General features: G+C 28.6%; 13 protein-coding genes, 1 tRNA gene, 2 pseudogenes and 2 riboswitches. All 16 genes and pseudogenes read left to right on the forward strand.

What is annotated here, in order from left to right:
• Positions 1–11: 11 nt before the first annotated feature.
• A complete protein-coding gene (locus tag FRW55_RS00820; protein WP_146368331.1) occupies positions 12–1,034 on the forward strand; it encodes a BspA family leucine-rich repeat surface protein in 1,023 nt (340 codons plus the stop codon).
• Positions 1,035–1,240: 206 nt separating this feature from the next.
• Positions 1,241–1,878, forward strand: a pseudogene (locus FRW55_RS04265) (IS30 family transposase); the annotation flags it as partial.
• A gap of 1 nt (position 1,879) precedes the next feature.
• Positions 1,880–2,097: pseudogene (locus FRW55_RS04270) on the forward strand (IS30 family transposase); the annotation flags it as partial.
• A gap of 39 nt (positions 2,098–2,136) precedes the next feature.
• Positions 2,137–2,634, forward strand: a complete 498-nt coding sequence (locus tag FRW55_RS00835; RefSeq protein WP_146368334.1) for a dUTP diphosphatase — start codon at positions 2,137–2,139, stop codon at positions 2,632–2,634.
• Between the two features lie 17 nt (positions 2,635–2,651).
• A tRNA-Leu gene (locus FRW55_RS00840) sits at positions 2,652–2,735 on the forward strand.
• Between the two features lie 116 nt (positions 2,736–2,851).
• Entirely contained in the window at positions 2,852–8,248 is a 5,397-nt protein-coding gene (locus tag FRW55_RS00845; protein WP_146368335.1) for a PDxFFG protein, read from the forward strand.
• 10 nt (positions 8,249–8,258) lie between these two features.
• Positions 8,259–11,357 (forward strand): ABC transporter substrate-binding protein, encoded by a 3,099-nt coding sequence (locus FRW55_RS00850; RefSeq protein WP_146368336.1) that lies wholly within the window; start codon positions 8,259–8,261, stop codon positions 11,355–11,357.
• Between the two features lie 3 nt (positions 11,358–11,360).
• Positions 11,361–12,398 carry an ABC transporter permease gene (locus FRW55_RS00855; RefSeq protein ID WP_146368337.1) on the forward strand — a complete coding sequence of 346 codons (1,038 nt, stop codon included), beginning with the start codon at positions 11,361–11,363 and terminating at the stop codon, positions 12,396–12,398.
• A 2-nt stretch (positions 12,399–12,400) separates the two neighbouring features.
• Complete coding sequence (locus FRW55_RS00860) at positions 12,401–13,423, forward strand: ABC transporter permease (protein ID WP_146368338.1); 1,023 nt, start codon at positions 12,401–12,403, stop codon at positions 13,421–13,423.
• Between the two features lie 6 nt (positions 13,424–13,429).
• Positions 13,430–14,629 carry an ABC transporter ATP-binding protein gene (locus tag FRW55_RS00865; protein WP_146368339.1) on the forward strand — a complete coding sequence of 400 codons (1,200 nt, stop codon included), beginning with the start codon at positions 13,430–13,432 and terminating at the stop codon, positions 14,627–14,629.
• A gap of 2 nt (positions 14,630–14,631) precedes the next feature.
• Entirely contained in the window at positions 14,632–15,957 is a 1,326-nt protein-coding gene (locus FRW55_RS00870; protein ID WP_146368340.1) for an ABC transporter ATP-binding protein, read from the forward strand.
• Between the two features lie 69 nt (positions 15,958–16,026).
• Positions 16,027–16,193, forward strand: a riboswitch (Lysine riboswitch).
• Between the two features lie 96 nt (positions 16,194–16,289).
• Positions 16,290–17,741 carry a Vmc-like lipoprotein signal peptide domain-containing protein gene (locus tag FRW55_RS00875; RefSeq protein WP_146368341.1) on the forward strand — a complete coding sequence of 484 codons (1,452 nt, stop codon included), beginning with the start codon at positions 16,290–16,292 and terminating at the stop codon, positions 17,739–17,741.
• 15 nt (positions 17,742–17,756) lie between these two features.
• Positions 17,757–19,028: a hypothetical protein gene (locus tag FRW55_RS00880; RefSeq protein WP_146368342.1), complete on the forward strand. Its 1,272-nt coding sequence runs from the start codon at positions 17,757–17,759 to the stop codon at positions 19,026–19,028.
• A 198-nt stretch (positions 19,029–19,226) separates the two neighbouring features.
• Positions 19,227–19,392, forward strand: a riboswitch (Lysine riboswitch).
• Positions 19,393–19,509: 117 nt separating this feature from the next.
• Positions 19,510–22,422 carry an OppA family ABC transporter substrate-binding lipoprotein gene (locus tag FRW55_RS00885; protein WP_419673238.1) on the forward strand — a complete coding sequence of 971 codons (2,913 nt, stop codon included), beginning with the start codon at positions 19,510–19,512 and terminating at the stop codon, positions 22,420–22,422.
• Between the two features lie 63 nt (positions 22,423–22,485).
• Complete coding sequence (locus tag FRW55_RS00890) at positions 22,486–23,667, forward strand: ABC transporter permease (RefSeq protein WP_146368344.1); 1,182 nt, start codon at positions 22,486–22,488, stop codon at positions 23,665–23,667.
• Positions 23,667–25,079, forward strand: a complete 1,413-nt coding sequence (locus tag FRW55_RS00895) for an ABC transporter permease (RefSeq protein ID WP_146368345.1) — start codon at positions 23,667–23,669, stop codon at positions 25,077–25,079. Before FRW55_RS00890 ends, FRW55_RS00895 begins: the two co-directional genes overlap by 1 nt.
• Position 25,080 lies beyond the last annotated feature (1 nt).

Genomic DNA, 25,080 nt, shown 5'->3' on the forward strand with positions numbered 1-25,080 from the left:
AAGGAGAAAATATGCAATTTAAGCCAACAACTAAGGAAGAATTAAGAGAATTAATTAAAAATGAAGAAATTTGCTTAGGTGAAATCAATACCGAGCTAATTACAGATATGTCTAAATTGTTCCTAAATATCAAACGAAAGAATTATAATGGAATAGAAAAATGAAATACCTCCAACGTTACAAACATGTCCTTTATGTTTGATAGTTGTCATAACTTTAATCAACCATTAAACTTTGATACCTCAAACGTTACAGACATGTCCTTTATGTTTTGTGAATGTCGTAACTTCAACCAACCATTAAACTTTAATACCTCAAACGTTACAAATATGTCTTCCATGTTTTATGGTTGTCATAACTTCAACCAACCATTAAACTTTAATACCTCAAACGTCGCAAACATGTCTTCAATGTTTTATGATTGTCATAACTTCAACCAACCATTAAACTTTAATACCTCAAACGTCGCAAACATGTCTTCAATGTTTTATGATTGTCATAACTTCAACCAACCATTAAACTTTAATACCTCAAACGCTACAGACATGTCCTTTATGTTTTTTGGATGTTACAACTTCAACCAAGCCTTAAACTTCGATACCTCAAACGCTACAAATATTAGTTCAATATTTTCTTATTGCCACAATTTTAACCAGTTCATAAACTTTAATACCTCAAACGTTATAGACATGTCTTTGATGTTTTCTTATTGCCACAATTTTAACCAGTTCATAAACTTCGATACCTCAAACGTTACAAACATGTCCTTTATGTTTTATGAATGTTGCAACTTCAATAAACCTATAAACTTTGATACTTCAAAAGTTATAGATATGTCTAATATGTTTTTCGGTTGTCAAAACTTTAACCAACCCTTGAACTTTGATACCTCAAACGTCACAAATATGTCCGAGATGTTTTCTTATTGTTACAACTTCAACCAGGTCTTAAACTTTAATACTTCAAAAGTCGAAGAGATGACCGATATGTTTTCTGGATGCATAAGTTTACTCAAGAACAAATTGAAAAAATAAGCAATATCAAAAATATCGTAAATTATAATGCGATATTTCTTCAATTATACTTTCAAGTGCAAACATATTTGTGTTTGTGCTTTTTAGTTTAAATTAGTTTAAAATAAAAAAGAGAAACTAACTAAACTAAACTCACGTTTCTCTTTTAACCCTTAAATTTGAAATGAGGTCATATGAATTATACACAATTAAAATCAGAATAGAGATTAATTATCCAAATCAACTACAGTTACAAAACATTAAAAGAAATTGCAGAAATGTTAAAAAGATCTGTAAGTACAATCTCTAGAGAAGTTAAACGAAATTCAAATATCTATGTAGAATATGATGCTACATACGCTAATAAAAAAACTAAAATTAGAAAATGCTATTAAAGGAATCATAATGCTTTTGCAGACAAAGAATTTAATGATTTCTTTGCAGCACACTATGAAAAAAATTATCATGGGGTTGAAGCTACTCTTAAACTTTATCAGGAAAAAACAGGTAAAAAAAGTTATTCTATTAGAACTATTTATAAGTGAATTAAATTAAATATTTGAGTCCTGAAAATGAAAACCGTTTAAGAAAAGGGTATGTTAAGAATGGTAAAAGAAAGACTGATTATAAGATTAGATTAACGCATGGTAACAAGTTTGTTTTCCCTATACCTATGCGGCCTAAAAGTATAGAAACTAGAGAAAAATGGGGTCATTGAGAAATTGACTTAGTTATTGGAAGAAAGGGAAAAGGGTATCACAACTTACTAACTTTAACAGAGAGAAAAACACGTTTTACCATTATAAAAAAGGTCACTAGCAAATTTTGATTTGAGATAAACAAGGTGCTGAATGAAATAATTAAGAAGAAAGGGAAAAGGGTATCACAACTTACTAACTTTAACAGAGAGAAAAACACGTTTTACCATTATAAAAAAGGTCACTAGCAAATTTTGATTTGAGATAAACAAGGTGCTGAATGAAATAATTAAGAATTATCCATTTCCATTTTTATCAATAACTTTTGATAATGGATTTGAATTCCAAGCTTCAGCATTAGCGCCCATAAAAACGACTTATATTTAACTTGTTCATACTTTGTTTATTTTGTGTATAATTAGTTCATGAATTTTAGCGATATATTTAATAAGCAATTAGAATTAGACAAAAAGTTAACTTTAAAAGCTTTTGAATTAAACCCTAATTTTAGTAAAGTTGATCTTGAAAAAAGAAAATTAATTGCTTTGCATGTTGAACTAGGTGAGTTTGCTAACGAAATTGAAACATTTAAATATTGAAAGAAAACAAGAAATTTAAACATAGATTTCATTTATGAGGAATTTGCAGATTTAATACATTTTTTAGTTTCGTTTGGTAATGATTATAACTTACAAACATCAATTAACCCAAGAGTTATTAGTGACGATATAAATGAACAATTAATAGCAACTTTTAATGCTATTTCTGATGCTACAAAACAGTTAGATAAGGAAAAAATATATATTATATTTGAATTAGTTTTAGGTCTTGCAAAACTTTATGGTTTAGAAGAGGATGAAATAGTTAAATGATATGAAATTAAAAACGAAAAAAACCATCAAAGAATAAAAACGAATTATTAGTGTATAATAATACAAATGCCTAAGTGGTGGAATGGTAGACGCTGTGGACTCAAAATCCACTGGAGAAATCCGTGCAGGTTCAAGTCCTGTCTTAGGCACCAGAAACGCAATAGCGTTTTTTTATTTTTAAACATTGAAAAATTTTTTTGTATATATAGTTTTTTTGCTATAATTTAAAATAAAATACTTAAATAACATTAAGAAAAGAAGGGAATATATGAGTAAAAGAAGAAAAACTATTTCACTAAAGAAAAAAATTCTAACCTCATTTGGAATTTTAATTTCTGGTTCAGCAATTGCTATATCTGGTATGTTTATTTACGCCAATAATTCTGATGAAGTTAACGGAACTTATTCAAGCATACCAAAGAATAAGTTAATCAACGATTATTCATCATTTAGAGTTAATGGAGAATTAAAACCTGAATTAGCAATACTTGACCCACTCAAGGAAAAAGTGATTGGTGGAGTTAGCGAAGATTACAATGAATTTTGATTTGAATCAAATGTTGATAAAAAATATAATTTTGATGAATTCTTCAACATTTATTATCAAATTTACAATGAAAGTTTTACATTAGAAGTTAAATATGGAAGTTTTAGTTTTTATGATGAATATGTTTTAGCGGTAAACCCAAAACAATTCATTGAATTTACTAAATGATTTATCGATAATGTTTCATGAGGACCTGATTTATTAACTTTGGATTCTTTCAGAATTGTTCCTGGTGTTGAACAAAATGGTAATGCAATTACTCTTGGTTCACACTCAACACTTCATAAAGAATCAAGTGAGATTAAATTCTTCCCTGATGCATTCTTTGGTTCGATGCCTATTTATTCAATACTTAGTGGTTCTGGAAATGCAAACGATTCATTAACTTATTCAACTTTTAGCAACCCAGAATCTTTAGATAAAGTAAATGAATTTTTATCAAACATCCCTTTAGCGACCTCAATTAAAAATGCAAGAGAAGGATTAATTAATAGTTCTTCATATTTAGGTGTAACTATTCCTGAAAGATTAATCGGTAAAGAATTTTTAGTAATGCCTTCTAAAAACTCAAAACCTAATGATTTAGATAAAGTTAAATCATTAAGTGATTTTATAGTTATTGACTCAAATATTTCTGATCAACAGTTCAATGATATGATAGATAGATTGAAACAAAGTGATTCAACTGCTTCAAGTATATCTAAAGATAACTTTAAACTAATGACTGTAAAAGATGTTTCGGTTGTTAATGATAAAGTTGAAGCATTAAATGTAATTCTTGAAGATGAAAGCATTGATAATCAAAATAGATTCTATCAATATACTCTTAAACCTGGAGTTTCAAACGATAAAAATATAATTTCTTATAATACTTTTAGAGATGCGGTTAATAATACAATTGAACATTTTTATGATTTTTATGATGTTCATGAGTTTGAAAAAGAAACTTTAACTGTTTATACACCATCTGAAAATGTATCAAATCTTAAATTCTTTAGAAATAGGATTGAAGCTATTAATACCTTAAAAGAATTTGCTGATTATAATAATTTAGACAGTGTTTCTAAAAACAGAATACAAAACTATACTTTAGAAGAGATAAAAATTGACAGAGATAGTAATAATTCAGCACAAAAAATTAACTTTAAATTAGTTTCAAGTGATGGAGAAACTCGCTGAATCATTTTTGATATCAATGATATTCAAAATGATCAAAGTGTAAGAGAACAATTTGATCAAATTAAATCTGCAATTGGTTATAATGGTTCGATTAACCCTATTGCTGTGACTGCTTCTTCAGAAGACACAACTTTAGTTGATGAAAACGGAAATCCAATCAAAGGTTTAGCGGCAAGAAAATTTCAAATTTACAATGAAGCTTATGCAGGACTTTTTAATGTTATTGTTAAAAAATATCCACACTTATTAAAAGAAAAAAGTGGGCCACATGTTGTAAGAAAATTAAATGAAAAAGGATATTTTGAATACAACATTGAAGATGGACTTTACAAAGGTTTTAGTGATCAAGACAGAATTGGTCTTCCATTACTTTTATCAGCTTCAATTCCAAATTATGAAGGAATTTCAACAGATTTCTTAAAATATGTTGCAACTCATGAATATGGACACCATTATACTCTTGAAAAAGGTCAAGCATGAGACACACCTAATAATGCTGTTTTAATTGGTGGTCTTTCAACACGTGGAGGTGCTTCAGACTCTTCATATTACTCAGCTATAGCACTTAGAAATTACTTATACGCAAGAACTAACCTTGATTTTGATAGAATCAACACTTCTGGTATAGTTAGTGAAACAGGTGAATTCACAAGATTTAAATTCATTAAATCTGATGGAACTGTTGCTGTTGAAAGTTATGCAGATGTTTGAGGAACAAACAAACAAAATGATGAAGTCGGTAACGTAATAGATAACCCTGAAAGACGTTTCTTACAAACTTTTGATGGCTTGAAAAAAGCTGCGGAATTAAGAAACGTTAGTTTAGGTGATTTATTTATTGCTAACTCATTTGACTCAGATTCTGGTACATTAAATCCTTATATCGAAGGTGAAGCAAAAGTTTTTGTTAAAGAAATCGATGAGAATGGTAATACTATTTTTAAAGCGGGAAGTGTCAAAGCTTCAAATATTGCTAAATATATCACTGATGGTATGGGTAATTCACTTGAGAGTGTTCTTGAAGTTGATGAACAAAATAACACAATTTCAATTAAAGTTGTTGAATGATTGAATAATGATCCTAAAACTAAAATTATTACAAAAGTAAACTTACTTAATTCTAATAAAACACCAGCTATTTCAGTTCCATTGAATGAAGAATTAACTAGTGATGAAGTTGTTGAAGTTAATGCTTTAGTTGCAGAAATTACTAAAATTTTCCAACAATTAATTTATACAAGGTACTATGAGAGTGGATGAAATAATGCAAATACTTCTCTTGGTGGAAAAGCTGAAGTTTCACTCAGAACTTTAAGTGGTGAATTTTCAAGTCCAGTTTACAAAAGAAACTTAGTTTATAGAAATCAATCATACGAATATGACCCAAATACAAACTTCCTTGAACAAACTAATCAAGGTATCACAAGAAATACTTATCATAATTTAGCACTCAGTGGAGATATTTTTGAAGAAGCTATGAATATTTTCAAAAGCAGTAGAGAATCATCTCAATGAGGAAGTATTCATGAATCTTCGGGTGTTGGAGTTCGTTTAGCATTTGTAGAAAATTCAGGAAATACACACAAAGTAAAATCTAGATACACAACTCCATATGCTTCAGATTCAGAATTTCTTAAAAGTTCATACGATGCAAATGCAAATATCTTAAATAATTTAAAAGATTTTGCTGAACGTACACCATATGGTAAATTTAGTTATTCTCTTCAAACTAATTTAGCTAACTACTTTGGATTTAATGATAAATCGATTTTAACTAATAATCCAAACGCATTTGTTTCATCAAAATTACTTTCTTATGTTGATTCTAATGGATACTTAGTTGCTGGAATTGACTATGAAGATATTTTTGCTAATAATCAAAGTAGCAAGTTGCAAAATGTTGTGGTAAATCCATTTAGTCGTGCATACTCAGGAATTATTGACAATCTTTTTGAGGCATTTAATAAACGTTATCTTAAAGAAGTTAAAAATAATAAAACTGAAAATAAAACTAGAAAAGCACTTACTTTTAACTCTCTTGAAGAATTATTTGCCTTTGCTTCAATAGATTACAAAAAAGCTGTTAAAGTAATCAACCAAGATAAAAGTGTTTCATATAACTGAGATATTAATTATGTAAAAACGAAATTTGACTTTGACATTTTTAAAAATGGATTACTTTCAACAAAAAATGAAAATAATGCTCAAAAAATCGAAACAATTTTAAGTAGTGAACAAAACATTGCAAATGAATTAATGTATCGTTTTAGACACAGTAATTTATTCTTAAGTGTTGTTGATTTCAACCCTGCCACAGATTTAATATCTCATGAAGCAATTTTTTCTAAAGAATATGGAATTGAAATTCTTGAACCTCAATTTATTGAAGGTTATGTGGAAAGTAAAGAATTAATTGACGAAAAAACTAAATACAAATTTGATGTAGAAACTCTTCAACAAGCTATTGCAGATTACATTACTAAAGTAACTGAAGATGCAAAATATTTAGTTAATGCTGATACTTGAGATTTATACACATTTATTGGTAACAATATTTTCTTCAAAGATCTGGGAGTAGGTAATATTACTTATGATTCAGTAGTAATGACTAGTTTTACCAACGGGACTCCAACAGTCGATGTAACTCAATATAATGCAACAAGAATTGAACCTTTATTGAATGACAAATTTACCGATTATATTTATTCACTAGCCGAAACACTAACTCGTGATTATGTACAAACAACTTATATAACAAACACAAATAATTTTGGAAACTTACCAAGTTTCTTAAATGGAATTAATGAAGCTACTACTGGACTTGATTATGTTGTGGATGCAACTAAATTAAGTTTTTGAAATGATCGTCTTTTAGATCATGCTAAAACTAATAGAGCAATTTATGATGCACTTATTTCTTCAAAACTTGATGATTACTATAATAATGAATTAGTAATCAAGATCTTTACTGAATATAATGCAAAATATTTAGAATATAAAGCTGAATGAGAACGTCTTAAAGAAGAAATTGCTAAATTTGAAAAAGAACATGAAGGACAATCATATTTAAGAGACCCTAAATATAAGGAATTAAATAATCTTAAAGATGAATATGCATTCAAAATGGTTGATATAATCGGTGAAAAATTTGAAAAAACTCAAGCAGTTCGTGATGAAATTATTAAAGATTTTAAAAATCCTGAAATTTTCAGTGGGCAAAAAAAGTCTAGTGTAGAATCAAGAGAATCATCATACTTTGGTAACTTTATAAGCAAATCAAATGGTTTCTTCAAAGACAGATGACAAAAAGAAAAAATCGGAATGGAACTTTACGATGAAAATCTTAATGAGGTTATTGACGAAACAATTAGACTAAAAGACTTTAATGGTGAAAAAATTACAAGTAGACCTAAAGCATTTTTTGTTTCACAGCTAATGAACTATGGAGTTGGAACTAGAAATATCGCTGGTGTATTTAGAAATAAAGATTATGATGCAGTTGCTATGTATGGTTTTATTGAAAATAAATACGCTGAAAAAATTAAGAAAATTAAATTCACTGACGTAAATACTAAAGAAGTTAAATATGTTAATGTAAATATTAATTCAACAAACAATATTTTCTATTTACAAAAACAAAATGACGCTTCTTCAAAGGTAACTCTACATGATTTAGGTTATTCTTCATGAATCACAGATTATGCAATTATGGCTAAATATAGAGATGCATTATTATTACCAAAACACTCATATTACATGGAATTTGTTGATGAAAATAATGAAGTAGTATCTCAATTAAATCTTGGAGATATCAAAAGCTTATCCGAAAATGGTAAAGACTCTTCACAAGCGCCAATTTACATCACAAATGAATTGAATAAAGACAAAGAAAAAACAGGAAAAGTTGTGATTTCTGTAAATCACCAATTTAACATATAGGAGGACTTAAATGAAAAAATTAAACAAATGAAAATTACCATTACTAGCTATTTCAAGTGTTACTGCATTGAGTTCTCTTGCTGTATTAGTTTCATGTAATGATAATAAAAAAACTGAGTTAGAAAAACTAAAAGAAATTTATGGAATAGATACTTCCAAAAATTCTTCATTCATAAAATATGATTTTGGTTTAGCTACTGAACCAATTAATAATTTAAACTATATCCGTTATAAATCAATGGATAAAGTACTTCCATCACTAGTAGATTCATATTTAAAATCTGGACCAAATGCTCAACTTAAAAGTGTTATTCCAACAAATCAATTCAACTTTGTAATGATGGATGTTATTGAAGCTGACCAATCATCAAACTTCGATGATTACTATACTAAACTTTCTTCTAAACTTGAATCAGAAGAAGGGTATGGTAATGTACTTGGTCAATGATATGCTGTAGATAATTTCTCAATTGTTGGTGGTTTAGGTGCACCAACCATTGGTTCTGATGTTAAGAAGAGTGCTTCAATGTATGCATTTAGAAATCCAAAAAACCAAAATAACTATATGGCTATAACCGGAAATCTTAATGAATACAAAAATAAATGAAGTAACGGTGATTATGTTAGTGCAACCGATTTAAGAGATTATCTTGAATATATTTTGGACTTAAATACTGGTTCACAAAAATTAGATACTATAGTTAAATATAGTTTTAGAGCTGCTGATGAATTTCTTGCTGCTCAAAGAGAATATAGTAAATTATTTAACACTTCATATAAAAATCCATGAGGTCGTAGAAAATACATTTACAATTCTGAATTAGGAAGATACATTCAAGATCCTAATGATATCCCATGACAAAGTCAAGTTAGTGATGCTAACGGAAATCCAATTGACCTAGAAGCAATTGAAAAAATTAGACAAGCAGCATTGAAATTTGGATTTTATACTGGACAGTATTTCTTAGATTTTAACAACGAAGAAATCACTAGATCATTACACTTAAATTCAAATTTTGATCCAAATGCTGAAGTTCAAGATTTTACTTTATTAACTAAAGATAATAAAGAAGTTAAAATCCAACTTGTAAGAAATCAATATGTTAATCCATATCAAAAATTTGATTTTAGTAATGAAAAAATTGAAGGTAAAATAAAGACTTTAAGTTACAATCAATTTGGATTTACAGCAATTTTTGATGAGAATAAAACACCTGATCTTTCCTATTTATTGTTTACAATTCTTTCGAATCTTTACCCAATAAATCGTGCTTATGTTGAAACTGATGGTGAAGGAATTGAAAAATACGGTTCTGATCCTAAGAAATTTTTAACTACTGGACCATTTTTAATTGATGATATTGTTTTGGGTCCACAAGGATACATTGATTTAGTTAAAGATAAAGATTATTTTGATGCTTCAAATACAATTTCAAACAAAATCAAAATTCTGTTTTCAACAGATAAAAACATTAATGCAACTTTCTTTGAAGATGGAATAATTTCACAGACTTTCATTCCTGCTAATAAAATTACTGGATATTGATCTGATCCATTATTTAAGCAATACTTAAACAAAAACCAAGGTTATGGAACAATTGCTTATGGATTTAATTTAGATAATGAAACAAACACAAACGGTTATGTACAAGATCAAGATTTACGTAATGCAATTTACTTTGCTATTGACCGTGAAGATATCTTGAAATATGTAGGATGAGACTTCTCATTCCCGGTTAATACTTGAACTGCATATGGACAATATAAATCTTTTGATGGTAAAAACCTTGAAATGTTCTTTAATGGTTTAACATCAAATACAAAAAATAATAAAACTTTTGATTTACAAAATTATGAATATGTAATTCATCTTTCAAAAGCATTTAACTTCGAAAAAACAGAGCGTAAAGATATTGCTTATGATTTAGAAACAGCAAGATATTATCTTGAAAGATTTAAGACTAAACATCCAGAGTTAAAAAGTATTTCATTAACATTCTTGAATAACTCAACAGATGAACAGAAAAAAGCTGGACAATTTTTAAAAGAAAAATTAAATGCTGCTTTTAATGGTTATATAAATATTGAACTAAAAAGCTTACCTGAAAATACTTTTGTAAGCTTTATTGAAACTGGTAAATATGACATTATCTACCAAAACTATGACAGAATTGGTGGTAATGGACCTTCAGATTACATAGGTGCATTCTTCAAACGTGATGAAATCGATTCATTAGGACAAAAAAATATTGCATTTAAAGATAACCCAGTTGGTTCATTTATTTATGCTGATTACATTTCTAACTTAATTTTAGAAAAATTAGTCAACCCAGAAAATGGTAAAAAGTTAACTAAAACAGAAGTCTTATCTAAAGATATCAACCGTATTCGTGAAATAATCGAATCAAATTCGGAAATGTTAGAATTAATAAAAAAACCAGGAAGAAGTAAAAACAAACTTCTTTTAACAGAATTTGCTCAAGCTAAAACAAATGAAATTGTCCAAATTCTTAAAGAGAGATATTCTGACGATTCAGAATTATTTACAAGTGAATATGTATCTAATTTGATTTTATACATTTCAATTAACTTAAATAAAAATGAACTTAATCTTAATGATATTTCAGGTTTAACAAGCCTAAAAATATCTAAAGCATTTAATGAATATGTCTTTAATAAATTTGGTATTGATAAAATAGTTGAATTAACTACTGACACTAGAGATAGATTAAACTTTAATCAAGTTAAACAATCAGTTTCAGGAAAACAAATTCCAGATTATTGAAGAAAATTTATTGATTTAAGCTTCCAAAGAAGTAATGAAACTTTATCAGATTATACTTCTAGATTAAATGCCTTTTTCTCAGGAAACTTAACAGATGAAGAAAATAATGAAGGTTGAGATCAAGCACAAATTTACACATTTATCGGTTCAGTTGAAAAAATTGTTCGTGATGCAGCTCCAGTTATTCCACTTATGGAAGTTGATACAAACTGAGAAATAACTAAAGTTGGTGGTGTTGATTCACTCTACCGTTTTGCACTCCAATACGCTTACGATTATACTAATCCACCACGTAGTGGATTACCAAGAAGAAAGGATGGTTAATAAATGAAACAAAATAAAAGAAATAAAATTGACCAAAATTTAGTTTTCTTTACAAACAAAAGAACTGAAGAACTTACTTTAAAACAAAAACTGCTAGCGATTGACTCGCCATTATTAAACATTTTGTTTAAGTTTATTAAAATCATCGTTGAATTCTTCATTATTGGAGTTATAGTTGTTTCTATTACATTCTTTTTAATAAATGCAGTTCCTGGTTCAAATACTATTACAGCAGGATTAGATCAAGAAGCTAAAGAAGCTATTGAAGCTAAATATGGATTAAATCTACCAATTATTCAACGCTACTTTATGTATTTATCTAATTTATTCAAAGGTAATTTTGGAGTATCTCTTTCTCTTTTCCCAGCTAGAGAGATTAATGATTTTATTTGAGAAAGATTTTATAAATCATTCCTAGTTGGAATTTGATCAGTATTTTTAACAGTTGTAATAGGTATTAGTATTGGAATTTGAGTAGGAAAAAATCCTAATGGTATTGTCGATAGAGTATCAACAGTTCTGGTTTCAATTTTCTCTTCAGTTCCTTCAATTATTTTTGCTTTAGTTCTTGTTTTTGTAGGTAGACTTGTTGGATTACCATACATTTTCAATGATAAAGATTTTATTACGTATATCCTACCTGGATTTGCACTTTCTCTTGGAAGTATTATTGTTTATATTAAGTATATTAGAACCGAATTAAATCGTGAATTAAATTCAGTGCATGCAAAATTTGCTTATTTAAAAGGTTTAAGTAAAAATCGTTTTGTATGAAAACACGCTCTTAAACCTTCACTTTTCCCAATTGCAACTTTCTTCCCTGCTGTTATTTTTGGTTCATTTATCGGAAGTATATTTATTGAACAAATCTTCTTTATCTCTGGTTCAGGTGCTACTTTATTACAAGCTATTCAAACTAAAGACTATAATGTTATTTTGTTCTTAATTGTTATGTTTGCAATTCTTACAATTCTTTCATATGCTACCCGTGATATTCTTTATGAAGTTATTGACCCAAGAATTAGAAGAAGAGGTAAATAGTTATGTCAAATAAAAGATTTGATAAATGATTTGAAAAAATGAAACATCGTCAAGATCTTGGTCCTACTAATACCATGAACAAAGATCTTGCTCCTAATCCAATAACTAAACCTTTTGAATATCAAGCATGAAAAATAATTGGTAAAACTTTTGATTACCATAATGATTTACATCTTGGTGCTCAAACAAAAGTTTTTAAAGAATTTATTTACCGTTTTGCACACGGTTTTGGTGGAATTTTTGCTGTTATTACTATCTTTATGATGATTTTATTAGCATTAATAATTCCATTTACAACTCAAGATCCAAATGCTTCATACACAGATGCTAAAAACTTAATTTTTAACCAAACTGATGATCACGGAATTTACCATATTTTAGGAACAGACGATATCGGAAGAGATTATTGAGCCAGACTTTGATGAGGTCTTCGTTATTCACTTGCTCTTGCAATTGTATGTACTTTTATAGAAGTAGCTATTGGTTTAACAATTGGAATTATGATGGGTCAATTTGAATTATTTGACAAAATAATGACCTTCATAATTAAAATTATTTCAGTTGTTCCTACAATTATTATTCTTATTTTAATGACAATTATTGTTTCGCCAAGTTTCTGAGTTATTGTATTTTCACTTTCATTAACATCCTGAAGTGGAATGGCTAACCAAATCAGAGCACAAGTTAAAAGAGCAAAATATTTTGAATGAGTAAGTGCATCTAAAGTTCTTGGTACACCTACTTATAAAATACTTAAAAATTACATTCCTGTTATTTTACCTATTTTAATCACTCAACTTGTTTTCTCAATCCCTGGAGTTATTCTTTCTGAAACTAGTTTAGCTTTCATTGGTTTAGCAATCGATGATGTTCCTACTTTAGGAAACTTAATTTCTGAAGGACAAAAAGTTTTCCCTACATATTTAAGATATGTTTTTGTTCCATCTTCATTCTTAATTTTAATCACAACCTGTGTTCAATTAATAGGTTCAAATATTCAAGATGCTCTAAGAAGACAAAGATAGGTTTTTATGAATAAAAAAATAATTAATAAAATTAAAGAATTTAAAAATAATTTAAATGTTAAAAACTTAAAAAACTTCAAGAAAAGTAAAAATATTAATCTTGAAGAATTTTATAGTCAAGCAGAGTATCAAGAATTTAGAGATGGAACAAAATTAAAAATAGCAGCTGAAATTAAAGATATTCATCTCTCTTTCCTTAATCCAGCTCGTCCAGGAGAAAAAAACAAAGTTTTACGTGGACCTTCCCTTAAAATTTATGAAGGGAAAGTTCATGCAATTATTGGTGAATCTGGTTCAGGTAAATCAGTTATTACAAGTTTACTTTATGGTCTTACTGGTGATAATGCGGTAATCGATTCTGGTGAAGTAAAACTTTACAATCATAATGTTGAAAAATTCACTCCAAAACAATGAGAACGTTCACATTATCGTGGAACAGTTGTTTCTGCTGTATTTCAAAACCCGATGTCAACATTAAATCCTACTATGAAAGTAGGTGAGCAAATCATGGAAGGGATGCTACTTAATAAGGTAGTAAAAAATCATAAAGAAGCTTACCAACGTGCAGTTGAATTTCTAAGAATGACTAAAATTAATGATCCAGAGGCAGTTATGAAACTTTACCCTCACGAAATGAGTGGTGGAATGATTCAAAGAGTTGTTATAGCAGCTATAGTTGCACTTGAACCTAAAATTTTAGTTATGGATGAACCTACAACCGCCCTTGATCCGACCGTTCAAGCTTTAGTGTTAGATATCATTAAAGAATTACAAAATAAACTTAAACTTTCAATAGTCTTTATTACCCACGATATTGGTGTTGTTGCTTCAATGGCTGACTACATTTCTATTATGTATGCAGGTCAAATCATTGAAGAAGGTACAGCTAGAGAGATTTTAGAATATCCTCAACACCCATATACTTGAGGACTTATTTTGAGTATGCCAGATATTAATAAAGAAAAAAGGCTTTCAACAATTCGTGGAAGTGTACCTTCAAACTTAAATAATATTGTAGGTGAAGCTTTTGCGGTCAGAAATGATTATGCTTTAGGAATTGACTTTATTGAAGAATCGAAATTTTATTACAAATCTGAAACACATAGAGTTAAATCAGCCTTACTTGATGAACGTGCTGAAAGTTACCAACCACCAAAATTAATTCAACAAATGTGAACTAATTATCTAAATAAAAAGGATAAATAATTATGAGTAATGTTTATGAAGAAAAAGTAAAGAAATTTGGTTTAATCACTTATACAACAACTCGTCAACAAACTAAAGGTGTTGAAGAGATGTTAAAAAACAATTCAAACCAAGAAGAGTTAGTTACATTAAGAAACGTTGATATTACTTATGGACGTGGGTCAAAAGCTTTTAGAGCTGTGGTAGATTTAAACTTAAATATTTATAAAGGTGAAGTTTTAGGTTTAGTTGGCGAATCTGGTTCAGGTAAAAGTACAATCGGTAAAGCACTTGTAGGATTAGTTCCTTACAGTTTTGGTGAAATTAAATTATTAGGCAGAAAAATTCCTAATAAATTAACTAGAGGACTTAAATTCGGTAAAAAACTTAAAGAGTATAATGAAGTTGTTAACTTTTTGGTAAATAAAGTGCAAATGATTTTTCAAGATCCTGCTAACAGTTTAAATCCACATATTAATGTTGAAAGTGTGGTTTCTGAAGGACTTACAAATACAAAAAATTCTAAAGAAATATATTTATATAATAAAGATCAAGAATTTCAAAAGCAAGTTTATGATTTAATTAACGAAAAAAAATATTCACAATTTTATGGTGAATATTTAGATAAATTAAACAATAAAATTGCTACAAATGAAAATATTGCTTTTGATGCATTTTATATCGATTTCTTAAATGATATTTCTAATATTAAAGGCTTAGAAAAAGCTGTTGAAACTCTTAAAGAATTTAAAACCCAAAGAGAAGAACTTTCAAAATTAACTGAAAATCAATGTAAAAGAATTTTAGTTGTTGAAATTCTTAAATCTGTTGGTCTTGACGAATCGGTTTTACCACGTTATCCATTAGAATTTTCTGGTGGACAACAACAAAGAATTGGAATTTCTAGAGCTGTGGTTCTTAGACCACAATTACTTGTTGCTGATGAACCTATTTCTGCTCTTGACGTTTCAATTCAAGCACAAGTTGTTAATATTTTTAATGATCTTAAAGATAAATATAACTTAACAATTCTTTTTATCGCTCATGACTTAAGAATGGTTGAATATATTTCAGACAGAATTGCAGTTATGAATAAAGGAAGAATTTTAGAAGTTGGTAAAACTAGTCAGATTATGAATAATCCGCTTCATCCATATACTAAATCTCTTCTTGAAGCAGTGCCTTCAATTCATGGTGATAAAGGTAGTTTATTAGGATATCAGTATGATATCAACATTCATAATTATACTGAAACTAATCAACCTGAATGATTAAAGGTTAACGATGATCACTTCATTTTGGCAACAAATGAAGAGTTAGATAATTGAAAAAATGGAAAATATGAATAAATTTGAGAGTTTTCTCTCATTTTTATTTTACTTTATCTGAATATAGTATATAATAAGTCCATTAATTAAAGATGTTATAGAGGAGCCTTTAACATTAGTAGATAGCCTAGCAGGCATGCAAAGACACTATCGAAAGGGTATAGAGGCCGAAATAATTCTAGTGGCAATTAGAGTTGTTGATAAAAAAGCATAAAAGATTTTTATTCTTTGGTTGATCCATTGGTGCTATAACTTCGTTAAACATATGAAATATATAATTAAAATATTCATAAGTTTTACGGAGAAATATAGCCGTAAAACTTTTTTATTATTTATAACAAAAGAGAGGTAAAATGAAAATTAAGTCAAAAATTAAATTAATTAGTATTTTTAGTATACCAGTGGCAACTTTGTCATTAACTTCAATTGCTGCTTCATGTACTAATAATAATGTCCAAAACAAACCCGAACAGCCTAGTGATAGTGAGACAAATACACCATCAAACTCTGAAGAAAATAATGGTGAAAATTCTGAAACTAACACAGAAACTCCTACTACACCTGAAGAAACTCCATCAAATCCTGATGAAAATACAAATTCAGACTCAAATGCTGAAAAACCTGAAACACCATCAAATCCAACTGAAGAAAGTGGAAATTCAGACACAAATGTAGAACAACCAGAAACTCCTTCAAACCCTGAAGTAAATAATGGTGAAAATTCTGAAACTAACACAGAAAATCCTACTATACCTGAAGAAACTCAATCAAATCCTGATGAAAATACAAATTCAGACTCAAATGCTGAAAAACCTGAAACACCATCAAATCCAGAAGAAAATAATGGTGAAAATTCTGAAAATAACCCTGAAAAACCAGTTACACCTGAAGAAACACCTTCAAACCCAACTGAAGAAAGTGGAAATTCAGACACAAATGTAGAACAACCAGAAACTCCTTCAAATCCTGAAGTAAATAATGGTGAAAATTTTGAAACTAACACAGAAACTCCTACTAGACCTGAAGAAACACCTTCAAACCCAACTGAAGAAAGTGGAAATTCAGACACAAATGTAGAACAACCAGAAACTCCTTCAAATCCTGAAGTAAATAATGGTGAAAATTCTGAAACTAACACAGAAACTCCTACTAGACCTGAAGAAACTCCTTCAAATCCTGAAGTAAATAATGGTGAAAATTCTGAAACTAACACAGAAAATCCTACTAAACCTGAAGGTGATAATAATGAAACGAATAAACCAAATGAACCTGAAGATGTAGTTATTGTTATCAAAACATTAAAAGGATTAAAAAGCACACCCGCTATAACTTATGATAAATCTAATAATGTTGATGTATGAAACAGTTATAGAGTTATCACTTATGCTAAGGAAAAAAACAATAATAATCAAAATGTTAATGTTCAATACTTTGTAAATTCACTTCCTGAAAAAGTAAATTATATTAACAAGTTAGACGATCAACAGTCTTATGTTTATAAAGAACTTCTAAAAGAGAGAAAGAACCTTATTGATCTAGCGTATAAATCACCTGTTAGTATTCCAAATGAAAAATATGAAGCATATCAATTCAAGAATAAATTAGCAGATGAAGATAGTTTTATATATCCTTTGTTTGTTTCTAAATTCATTTACACAATAGATTTTATGTTAAAAGATCCTGGATATTTAACAAAGCAAAATTTAGATTTTATTGTTGGTGATAGAAGTAAAAAAATAACACCTTTTTCTGATTTAAATAGCATTCATGTATTAGAGCAAAGAATAATAAATTTAATTAAATAAATTAAGGAGAAAAAAATGAAAAAAGTTAGAAATAAATTATTATTAATTGGTTCTGTTTTATCTTCAACAGCACTTTTCGCTATGTCAGCTTCTTGTGCAACCAATAGTAAAGAAGAAAAACCAGAAAACCCATCTAAACCTGAAGAAACTCCATCAAATCCTGATGGAAATACAAATTCAGACTCAAATGTTGAAAAACCAGAAACTCCTTCAAACCCTGAAGAAAATAATGGTGAAAATCCTGAAAGTAATCCTGAAAAACCAGTTACACCTGAAGAAACACCATCAAACCCAACTGATGAAAATACAAATTCAGACTCAAATGTTGAAAAACCTGAAACTCCTTCAAATCCTGAAGAAAATAATGGTGAAAATCCTGGAAGTAATCCTGAAAAACCAGTTACACCTGAAGAAACACCTTCAAATCCAACTGATGAAAATACAAATTCAGACTTAAATGTAGAACAACCTGAAACACCTTCAAATCCTGAAGAGAATAACGGTGAAAATCCTGAAAGCAATCCTGAAAAACCAGTTACACCTGAAGAAACGCCTTCAAATCCAACTGAAGAAAATAATGAAAAAAATGAGAAATTATCAACTGTTTTAAGATATATTTACGATAACCAAGAAATTTATTCATTAGAATTCCTAATGGGTGAAGGTGATAAAATTGGATTTGTTAATATTCCTAAAGGATACACTTTGGTTGATCAAAATGCTAAAATAGTTGCTGGTAAAGTTAATGAATTTCAAATTGTTAAAATTAAAGAATCAATAAAAGCTCTTAAAAAATCACCTGTAGTAAATATTGTTACTTCAGATGAATCATATTTAGGACTTTCTTATAATAATAAAAACAGAGTTGAGACTTTAGCTTTCATAAATCCTAATGCTGATCCAGTGTATAATAGATCTCTTAGTGAAAATGATAAAACATTAATTTACAAACTTGTTGAAGCTCGTGCTGAGCTTATTAGCAACTACTTCAAAACAAATGAAGTACTTATTAAAGATGAAGTTTTACTTAAAAAAGTAAGTGTTTTAAACTTTATTGATGGTTTAAAAGACGAAATGCAAAAAGTAAATAGACTTAATCTTTCAAGTTATATCTTTACAATCGATTTTCTTCTTTCAGATGAAAAATATTTAACTGATGCTAATGTAGAATTTGTGTTGGGTAATAAAGAAAAAGTTGCGGCTATGAAAGATATACAAGTTCAATTTTCAATGGACTCTAATGTTGAAATATTTAATAGAAAAATGAAAATTGCTGGTATAAAATAGATAAAAACATACTAAAAAAAGAATTTTGAAATTAAAAAAATCATTTATAATAATTACGTTATGAAATTTATGATGAATCGGATTATTAACAAGATTAAATTTTCAAATAAGTTTATTTGAATTTAGTTTTGTGTCTGATTTGTTTAATAAAATAAAAAATATTTGCAACAGACACACAATTATTAAATGTGTCTGTGATTGAGTTATAGAGGAGCCTCTAGCAATAGTATATAGTGGAGCAGGCGTGCTAAGAAACTATAGAAAGGGTATAAAGGCCGAAACTCTCTTGATGGCAATCAAGAGAGTTGATAAAAAAGCATAAAAGATTTTTATTCTTTGGTTAACCATTGGTGCTATAACTTCGACAATTCTTATGATATTATAACCTGTGTATCAAAAGTTTTGCGAAGTTAAAGTTCGCAAAACTTTTTTATTTCAATAATTGTGTACTTTCATAACAATTTAATTAAGGAGAAAAAAAATAAAAAAAAGACTACTTTTAACTTCTGCTACAATAGCAGTAGGACCATTAGCCTTTCTTTCGGCTAGTTGTTCAAACCCAAGTTCCAATAAACCAAGTACACCAACTTTAACTGATAAAAATGTCGAAGGAACATTGCAAGTTGGCGATAAAGGTTGAACAAACGAATTACCAGCAGATAATGTCACAGATACATTATCAAGTAATTTAAAAGAGAAATTACAAAGTTCAGCAAAAAATGGAATTTATACTCAATTCTTTAACTCTACTTATTCTGAAGGTTCATACCCATTTGAATCATCAATGGTCTCAGGAACTCTTAGTGGTACAGTCTCAGAGTTAACATATGGAAAACTTTTTGAATATGAATATGTTGGAAAACCTTTATATAAAACTGTAACTACAGTTAATGGTTTAAAAACTGAAGAAGTTATTACAGTTTTAAGACCATCAATTAAGAAGATTTCGTTTGATCTAGCTGACCAAATCATTTTAACAGTTGATGGAGTTGAAAAAGTATATGACAGTGATGAAGTTGATTCAGTAGAAGATAAATTAGATAAAACAGATCCAAATAAAGGTTGAACATCTTCAGTAGTAAAAGGAATTAGTTCAAACCCTCGTTCAGTTAACTCAGCAGAATTCCAAGCTGATCTAGAAAAAGCAACAAAATTAAGTTTTAGAATTAGACCCAACCAATATTGAGTTGATAAAAATGGTGAAGAAACTAAATATAAAGTTGTTGCTGATGATTTTAGAATGAGTGCACTTAGAACTTTAGTTTATGCTGACGCCACATTTAGACGTTCAAATGGTAGTTCAACTGAAACAGATAAATTAATTTCTAACCAATTTGATCGTTCACCATCTACCTTTACAGCTGAAAAACCTACAGGATTTAATAATAAATACTTATTTACATTATTTAACATTTCTTTTGATGATTTAATCGATCCAATGAAATCTGTAAGTGAAGATGCTGAACATAATACATATTTCTCATTTAATATGTTAGACCCAAATTCTCAATCTAGATTTGCTGAATATTTACCAAAACTTTTAACAGATTCAACATTCTTAGCTGCTCCAAGTGAATATATTAAAGAAAATGCTTCTAATAAAGAATTATTCTATGTTCAATCATCAAAAGCTGATGCTGAATTAATTAGAGAAACTATTGCTAATTTACCTGAGGGTGCTGTTAGAGAATCAGGATTATTCTGATATGGTACAAGTGTTAATAATACTTTATTCTCATCTAGATATTATACTTCAGGATATAATGCTAACTCTCGCGCAGTAAACTACAAAGTAAATACTCATTACCATGATCAAGAATGAGTAAATAATAGTTCAACTATTAAAACCTTCACCGAACAATATGCTCAAGCAGCTGATGAACCAAACCTTTGAATTGATAAAATTTCAAACCAATTCCTTAGTGGAATGTCTCCAAACATTAGAACAAATGAGTTAAATAGTGAAGCTAAAAAAACAGCTTCAGAAATTGGATTTAGTTATGCTCAATCAGGAAACAAAGATCAAATTGCAAGAAGAAACTTCTGAAACTTTGCGCCATTACCTGGTAATGATAATTCATGATTAGCTTATATGAATGGTGATTCGGTGTTCTTTGATGTTCTATATGGATATAGTGTTCAAGAACTTAATAGTTCTAAATCAGTTATTGAAGGTGATGGAGCTTCTAAAGATTACTTAACTGTTGGTGAAGTGTTAAAACAATCTACAACAGGTGCAGGAATGGAATTTAGAACAATTTTACTTTCAGCACTTAACTTAAATGCTGTTTCAAACACAATTAATCCAAATAATGAAGTTAGACCATGAAATAACTCATTTGCATATGCATCAGCAATTAGTAGTTCTACAACTAACACTTTAGTGGACTTCTACGATGAAGTTACTCAAACATTCGTTGTTAACTCACTTACAGGTGAAAGATACACATTCGAAATCAATGGTGAAAACACTGAATTTATGAATGTTAAAGATAACTCAACATTCGGTGTTGAAAATGACAAAAAATTCCAATCAATTATTTTTGATCAATTAAGCGAGAAAATGACTGCTTTATTAGATAGAGTTTATGAAGAAAAAGGATTTTCTGCAAATACAAAAGTTCAAATCAGAATTCCATGAAGATATTCAAATATGTTAGATGTTTATAACCAAGCTCACAATGGAATAGTTGATACATGAACAAGATTAGACAAAAAAGGTCGTTTACAAATTGAATATGAACAAAAAAGATTAAGTGAAGATGATTTAACAGACAAACTTTATAAATTCTTTGCTGGTTTCTCATCTATTACACCATTAACATATAGTGGTTGAACTTATGACTATGAAAATATCGGTTCGGGTCTTGATGGATATAATAACGCCCTTAATTTACACCTTATATTTGCACTAGTTGCAACAGACAATGAATATAAAGAAAAATTAGAAAAATCTTATCCTGAATTAGTAAGAGCTGCTTTAGCATTTGTTGAATTTACAAAAACAAAAGGAGATAGAATTTCAATTCCAGTTGAATTATGACCAACTTTATCTCTTGAAGATGCAAACAATTTAGGGTCTTACTTAGGAAAATATACATACGATAAAGATACTAAAGAATTTACATTAATCCCAGATTTAGAAACTTCGAATTATGACTCATTAAATACAGTTACAGCCGAATTCTGACTAGATTACCAAACTAATAGTTTAACTGATGAACAAGCAGTTGCTCTTGTTAGAGAAATTGGTAATACTCAATTAATTCCATTTGATGGTCAAGGTTCAATTTCTGCTTCTAAATTTGTTAAACAAATTGTTAACCCATACTACACAATTCCAGCAAGTGATGGGCCAATGAATGTTTGAAATATAACAACAAACCTTAAATAAATAATGTTTTAAACAATTAGCAAGTGCTAATTGTTTATTGTATTTAAAATAAGAAAGGAAAAAATGACAAAATACATCCTACAGCGTTTAGGTTTTGCAATTTTAACATTGTTGATTATCATTTTTGTTGTTTATTTAACTGTTGACATCTTCAGTGATAACCCATATGTTAAAGAGTTCCAAAACACTATAACTTCTGGTGGTGGTGAAAATGGTGGTAGTCATGATAAAGGAAATATTTATGATATTGCCAAACCACTTTTTGAAAAATCTGTTAAATATCATTTAATTCCTTATGATATTTCAGATTGAAATGACCCATGAGTTAAAGAACATTGAGTAGATAGTAAAATGAATCCACTATTAAGATTTGGTTACTGATTAAGTGATTTATTTGACAGAGAAAGACCTTTTGGTTTACCATATGATGAAGGAATTTTCAAATCTTCAAATGCAAATACAATACCTGAATATTACTTCAAATATATTAAATTTAGTTTAATAATCAGTTTACCTTCATTCATAATTAGTGCTTTAATTGGTGTAGTTTTAGGAATTTTTGCTGGATATAAAAGAGGAACTTTATTTGACTCATTTATTAATGCATTTACTTTAATTTTCGTTGCATTACCTTCGTTTATAATTGCCCCAATTGTAATTAGTTTAATGCTAAAATATTTTGGAATAGCACCACAATTCTTAAACCCAGAAAACTCAAACCATGTTCAAATTTATACTATAAAAGATTTTATTCTTTCATGAATTCCACCAATTTTGGTTATTGTACTTGGTTCTCTTTCTGGATATATATCATTTACACGTAACCAAATTATTACTGTTTTAACATCTAATTATGTGTTGATCGCGAAAACAAAAGGTATTGGAAATGTTGAAATATTCTTTAAATATGTATTAAGAAATATTTCAATACCTCTCGCAGCCGTATTTATTCCATCATACATTGGATTACTTAGTGGAAGTTTCATTGTGGAAAAATATTGATCTGTACCTGGTGTTTCTCAAGCACTTATTCAAGCGTTCCCTAAAGGTGAAATCAACTTAATTATGTTCAGTACAGTAGTATTTACTGCATTAGGATTATTTACATCAATTATTGTTGATGTTTCATATACATTCTTGGATCCAAGAATTAAATATGGTTCTTCAGCAGGATTTGACTTTATTACAAAACTTAAAATTAAACACAATAGAAATAAAATGTACAAAAGTAAGGAGGAATTATAATGAACTCTAATGAATTTAATAATAAATATAAATTAAATCCATCATTAACACAAGCATTAGTAAGACATAATGATTCTTCTAACTTTGGAAATAATATTGCTGGTAAACCAAAAAAATTAATTAATGAAATTTTTAAACGTTTTTGTACTAATTGATTAGCAGTAGTTTTATTAATTTTATTCATCACAATTCTTTTAATAAGTATTATTGTTAATGCAACTTCATTATTCCCTGAAAATAGTACAATTGAAAAAAATATATTTATAAACATCGTTGATGAAAATGGAAAAATAATTAACACACTTAGCGGAACTTCTGCTGTTAAAAACTTATCACCTTCAATATATTCATGAGATTCTCAATACATTAGTATTGAAAGATCGCACCTTTCAGCCGCTGAATTCAATAAGTTAGTTGAAACACTTGAAAAGAATGAACCAGGTTTCAAACAACTTCATGCAATTTTGCTTCAAAATTTAGCTTATAGTGACCCAAGTAAACAACTTAGTTCTAATTTAGTTAACTTTATGGGACCAAATGGAAGTGGAATAATTAAATATGTTAAAGAAGGTAATAATACAAAGCAATTGATTAATCCAAATTCATATGCTGCTTTTGACTCGTTGTTAATTGCTGTTAAAAATCAAAGTAAATTACTCAAAACTATGAATAATGATCAAATTATTGATTGAATGACAAAAACTCTTCAAGCAAATAATAATTTCAAAATTGATACTATTTTAGGAACTGATAATGTTGGAATTGATATTTGAACAAGTAGCTGAATTGGAACTTGAAAAGCTATTAGATTAGCAATTATCGTAGCTACAATTCAAACATTTATTGGTGTTGCTGTTGGTTCATACTTAGGTTTCCATGCAGGAAGTTTAATTGACACAATCATTATGCGTCTAATCGAAATTTTCTCAGCGCCTCCTTCATTAATTTGACTTTTAACATTCGTATCAGTGTTTGGAACAAGTGACTTAGTTTTAGGTTTCTCATTGATCTTTACTGGTTGAACAGGATCTGTTGGTGGTGCTAGAATGTACATAATCACCGTTAAAGATGAAAAATACATTACTGCAAGTAAATCGATCGGAGCTAAAAAACCAAGATTAATTTATTCACATGCTTTACCTGCCATTATCGGTAAAATAGCTACATCATTTGTTTCAGCTATCCCTTCAATTATTCTTTCAGTTTCATCTCTTGCTTTCTTAGGATTCTTCCAAGGAAATGAAGCAAACTTAGGTTCAATACTTTCTAATGCTGTTTCAAAAGCAGGAGAAAACGTATGAATTTTACTTCTTCCATCACTCATTTTATTAGGTATATCAGTTTCACTTTACTTCATCGCTCTTGGAGTGCATGATGCACTTGATCCAAAAGTTATTAAAGGTAAAAGTTAGG

It is taken from the genome of Mycoplasma anserisalpingitidis, assembly GCF_007859615.1.
GTDB lineage: Bacteria > Bacillota_I > Bacilli_A > Mycoplasmatales > Metamycoplasmataceae > Mycoplasmopsis > Mycoplasmopsis anserisalpingitidis.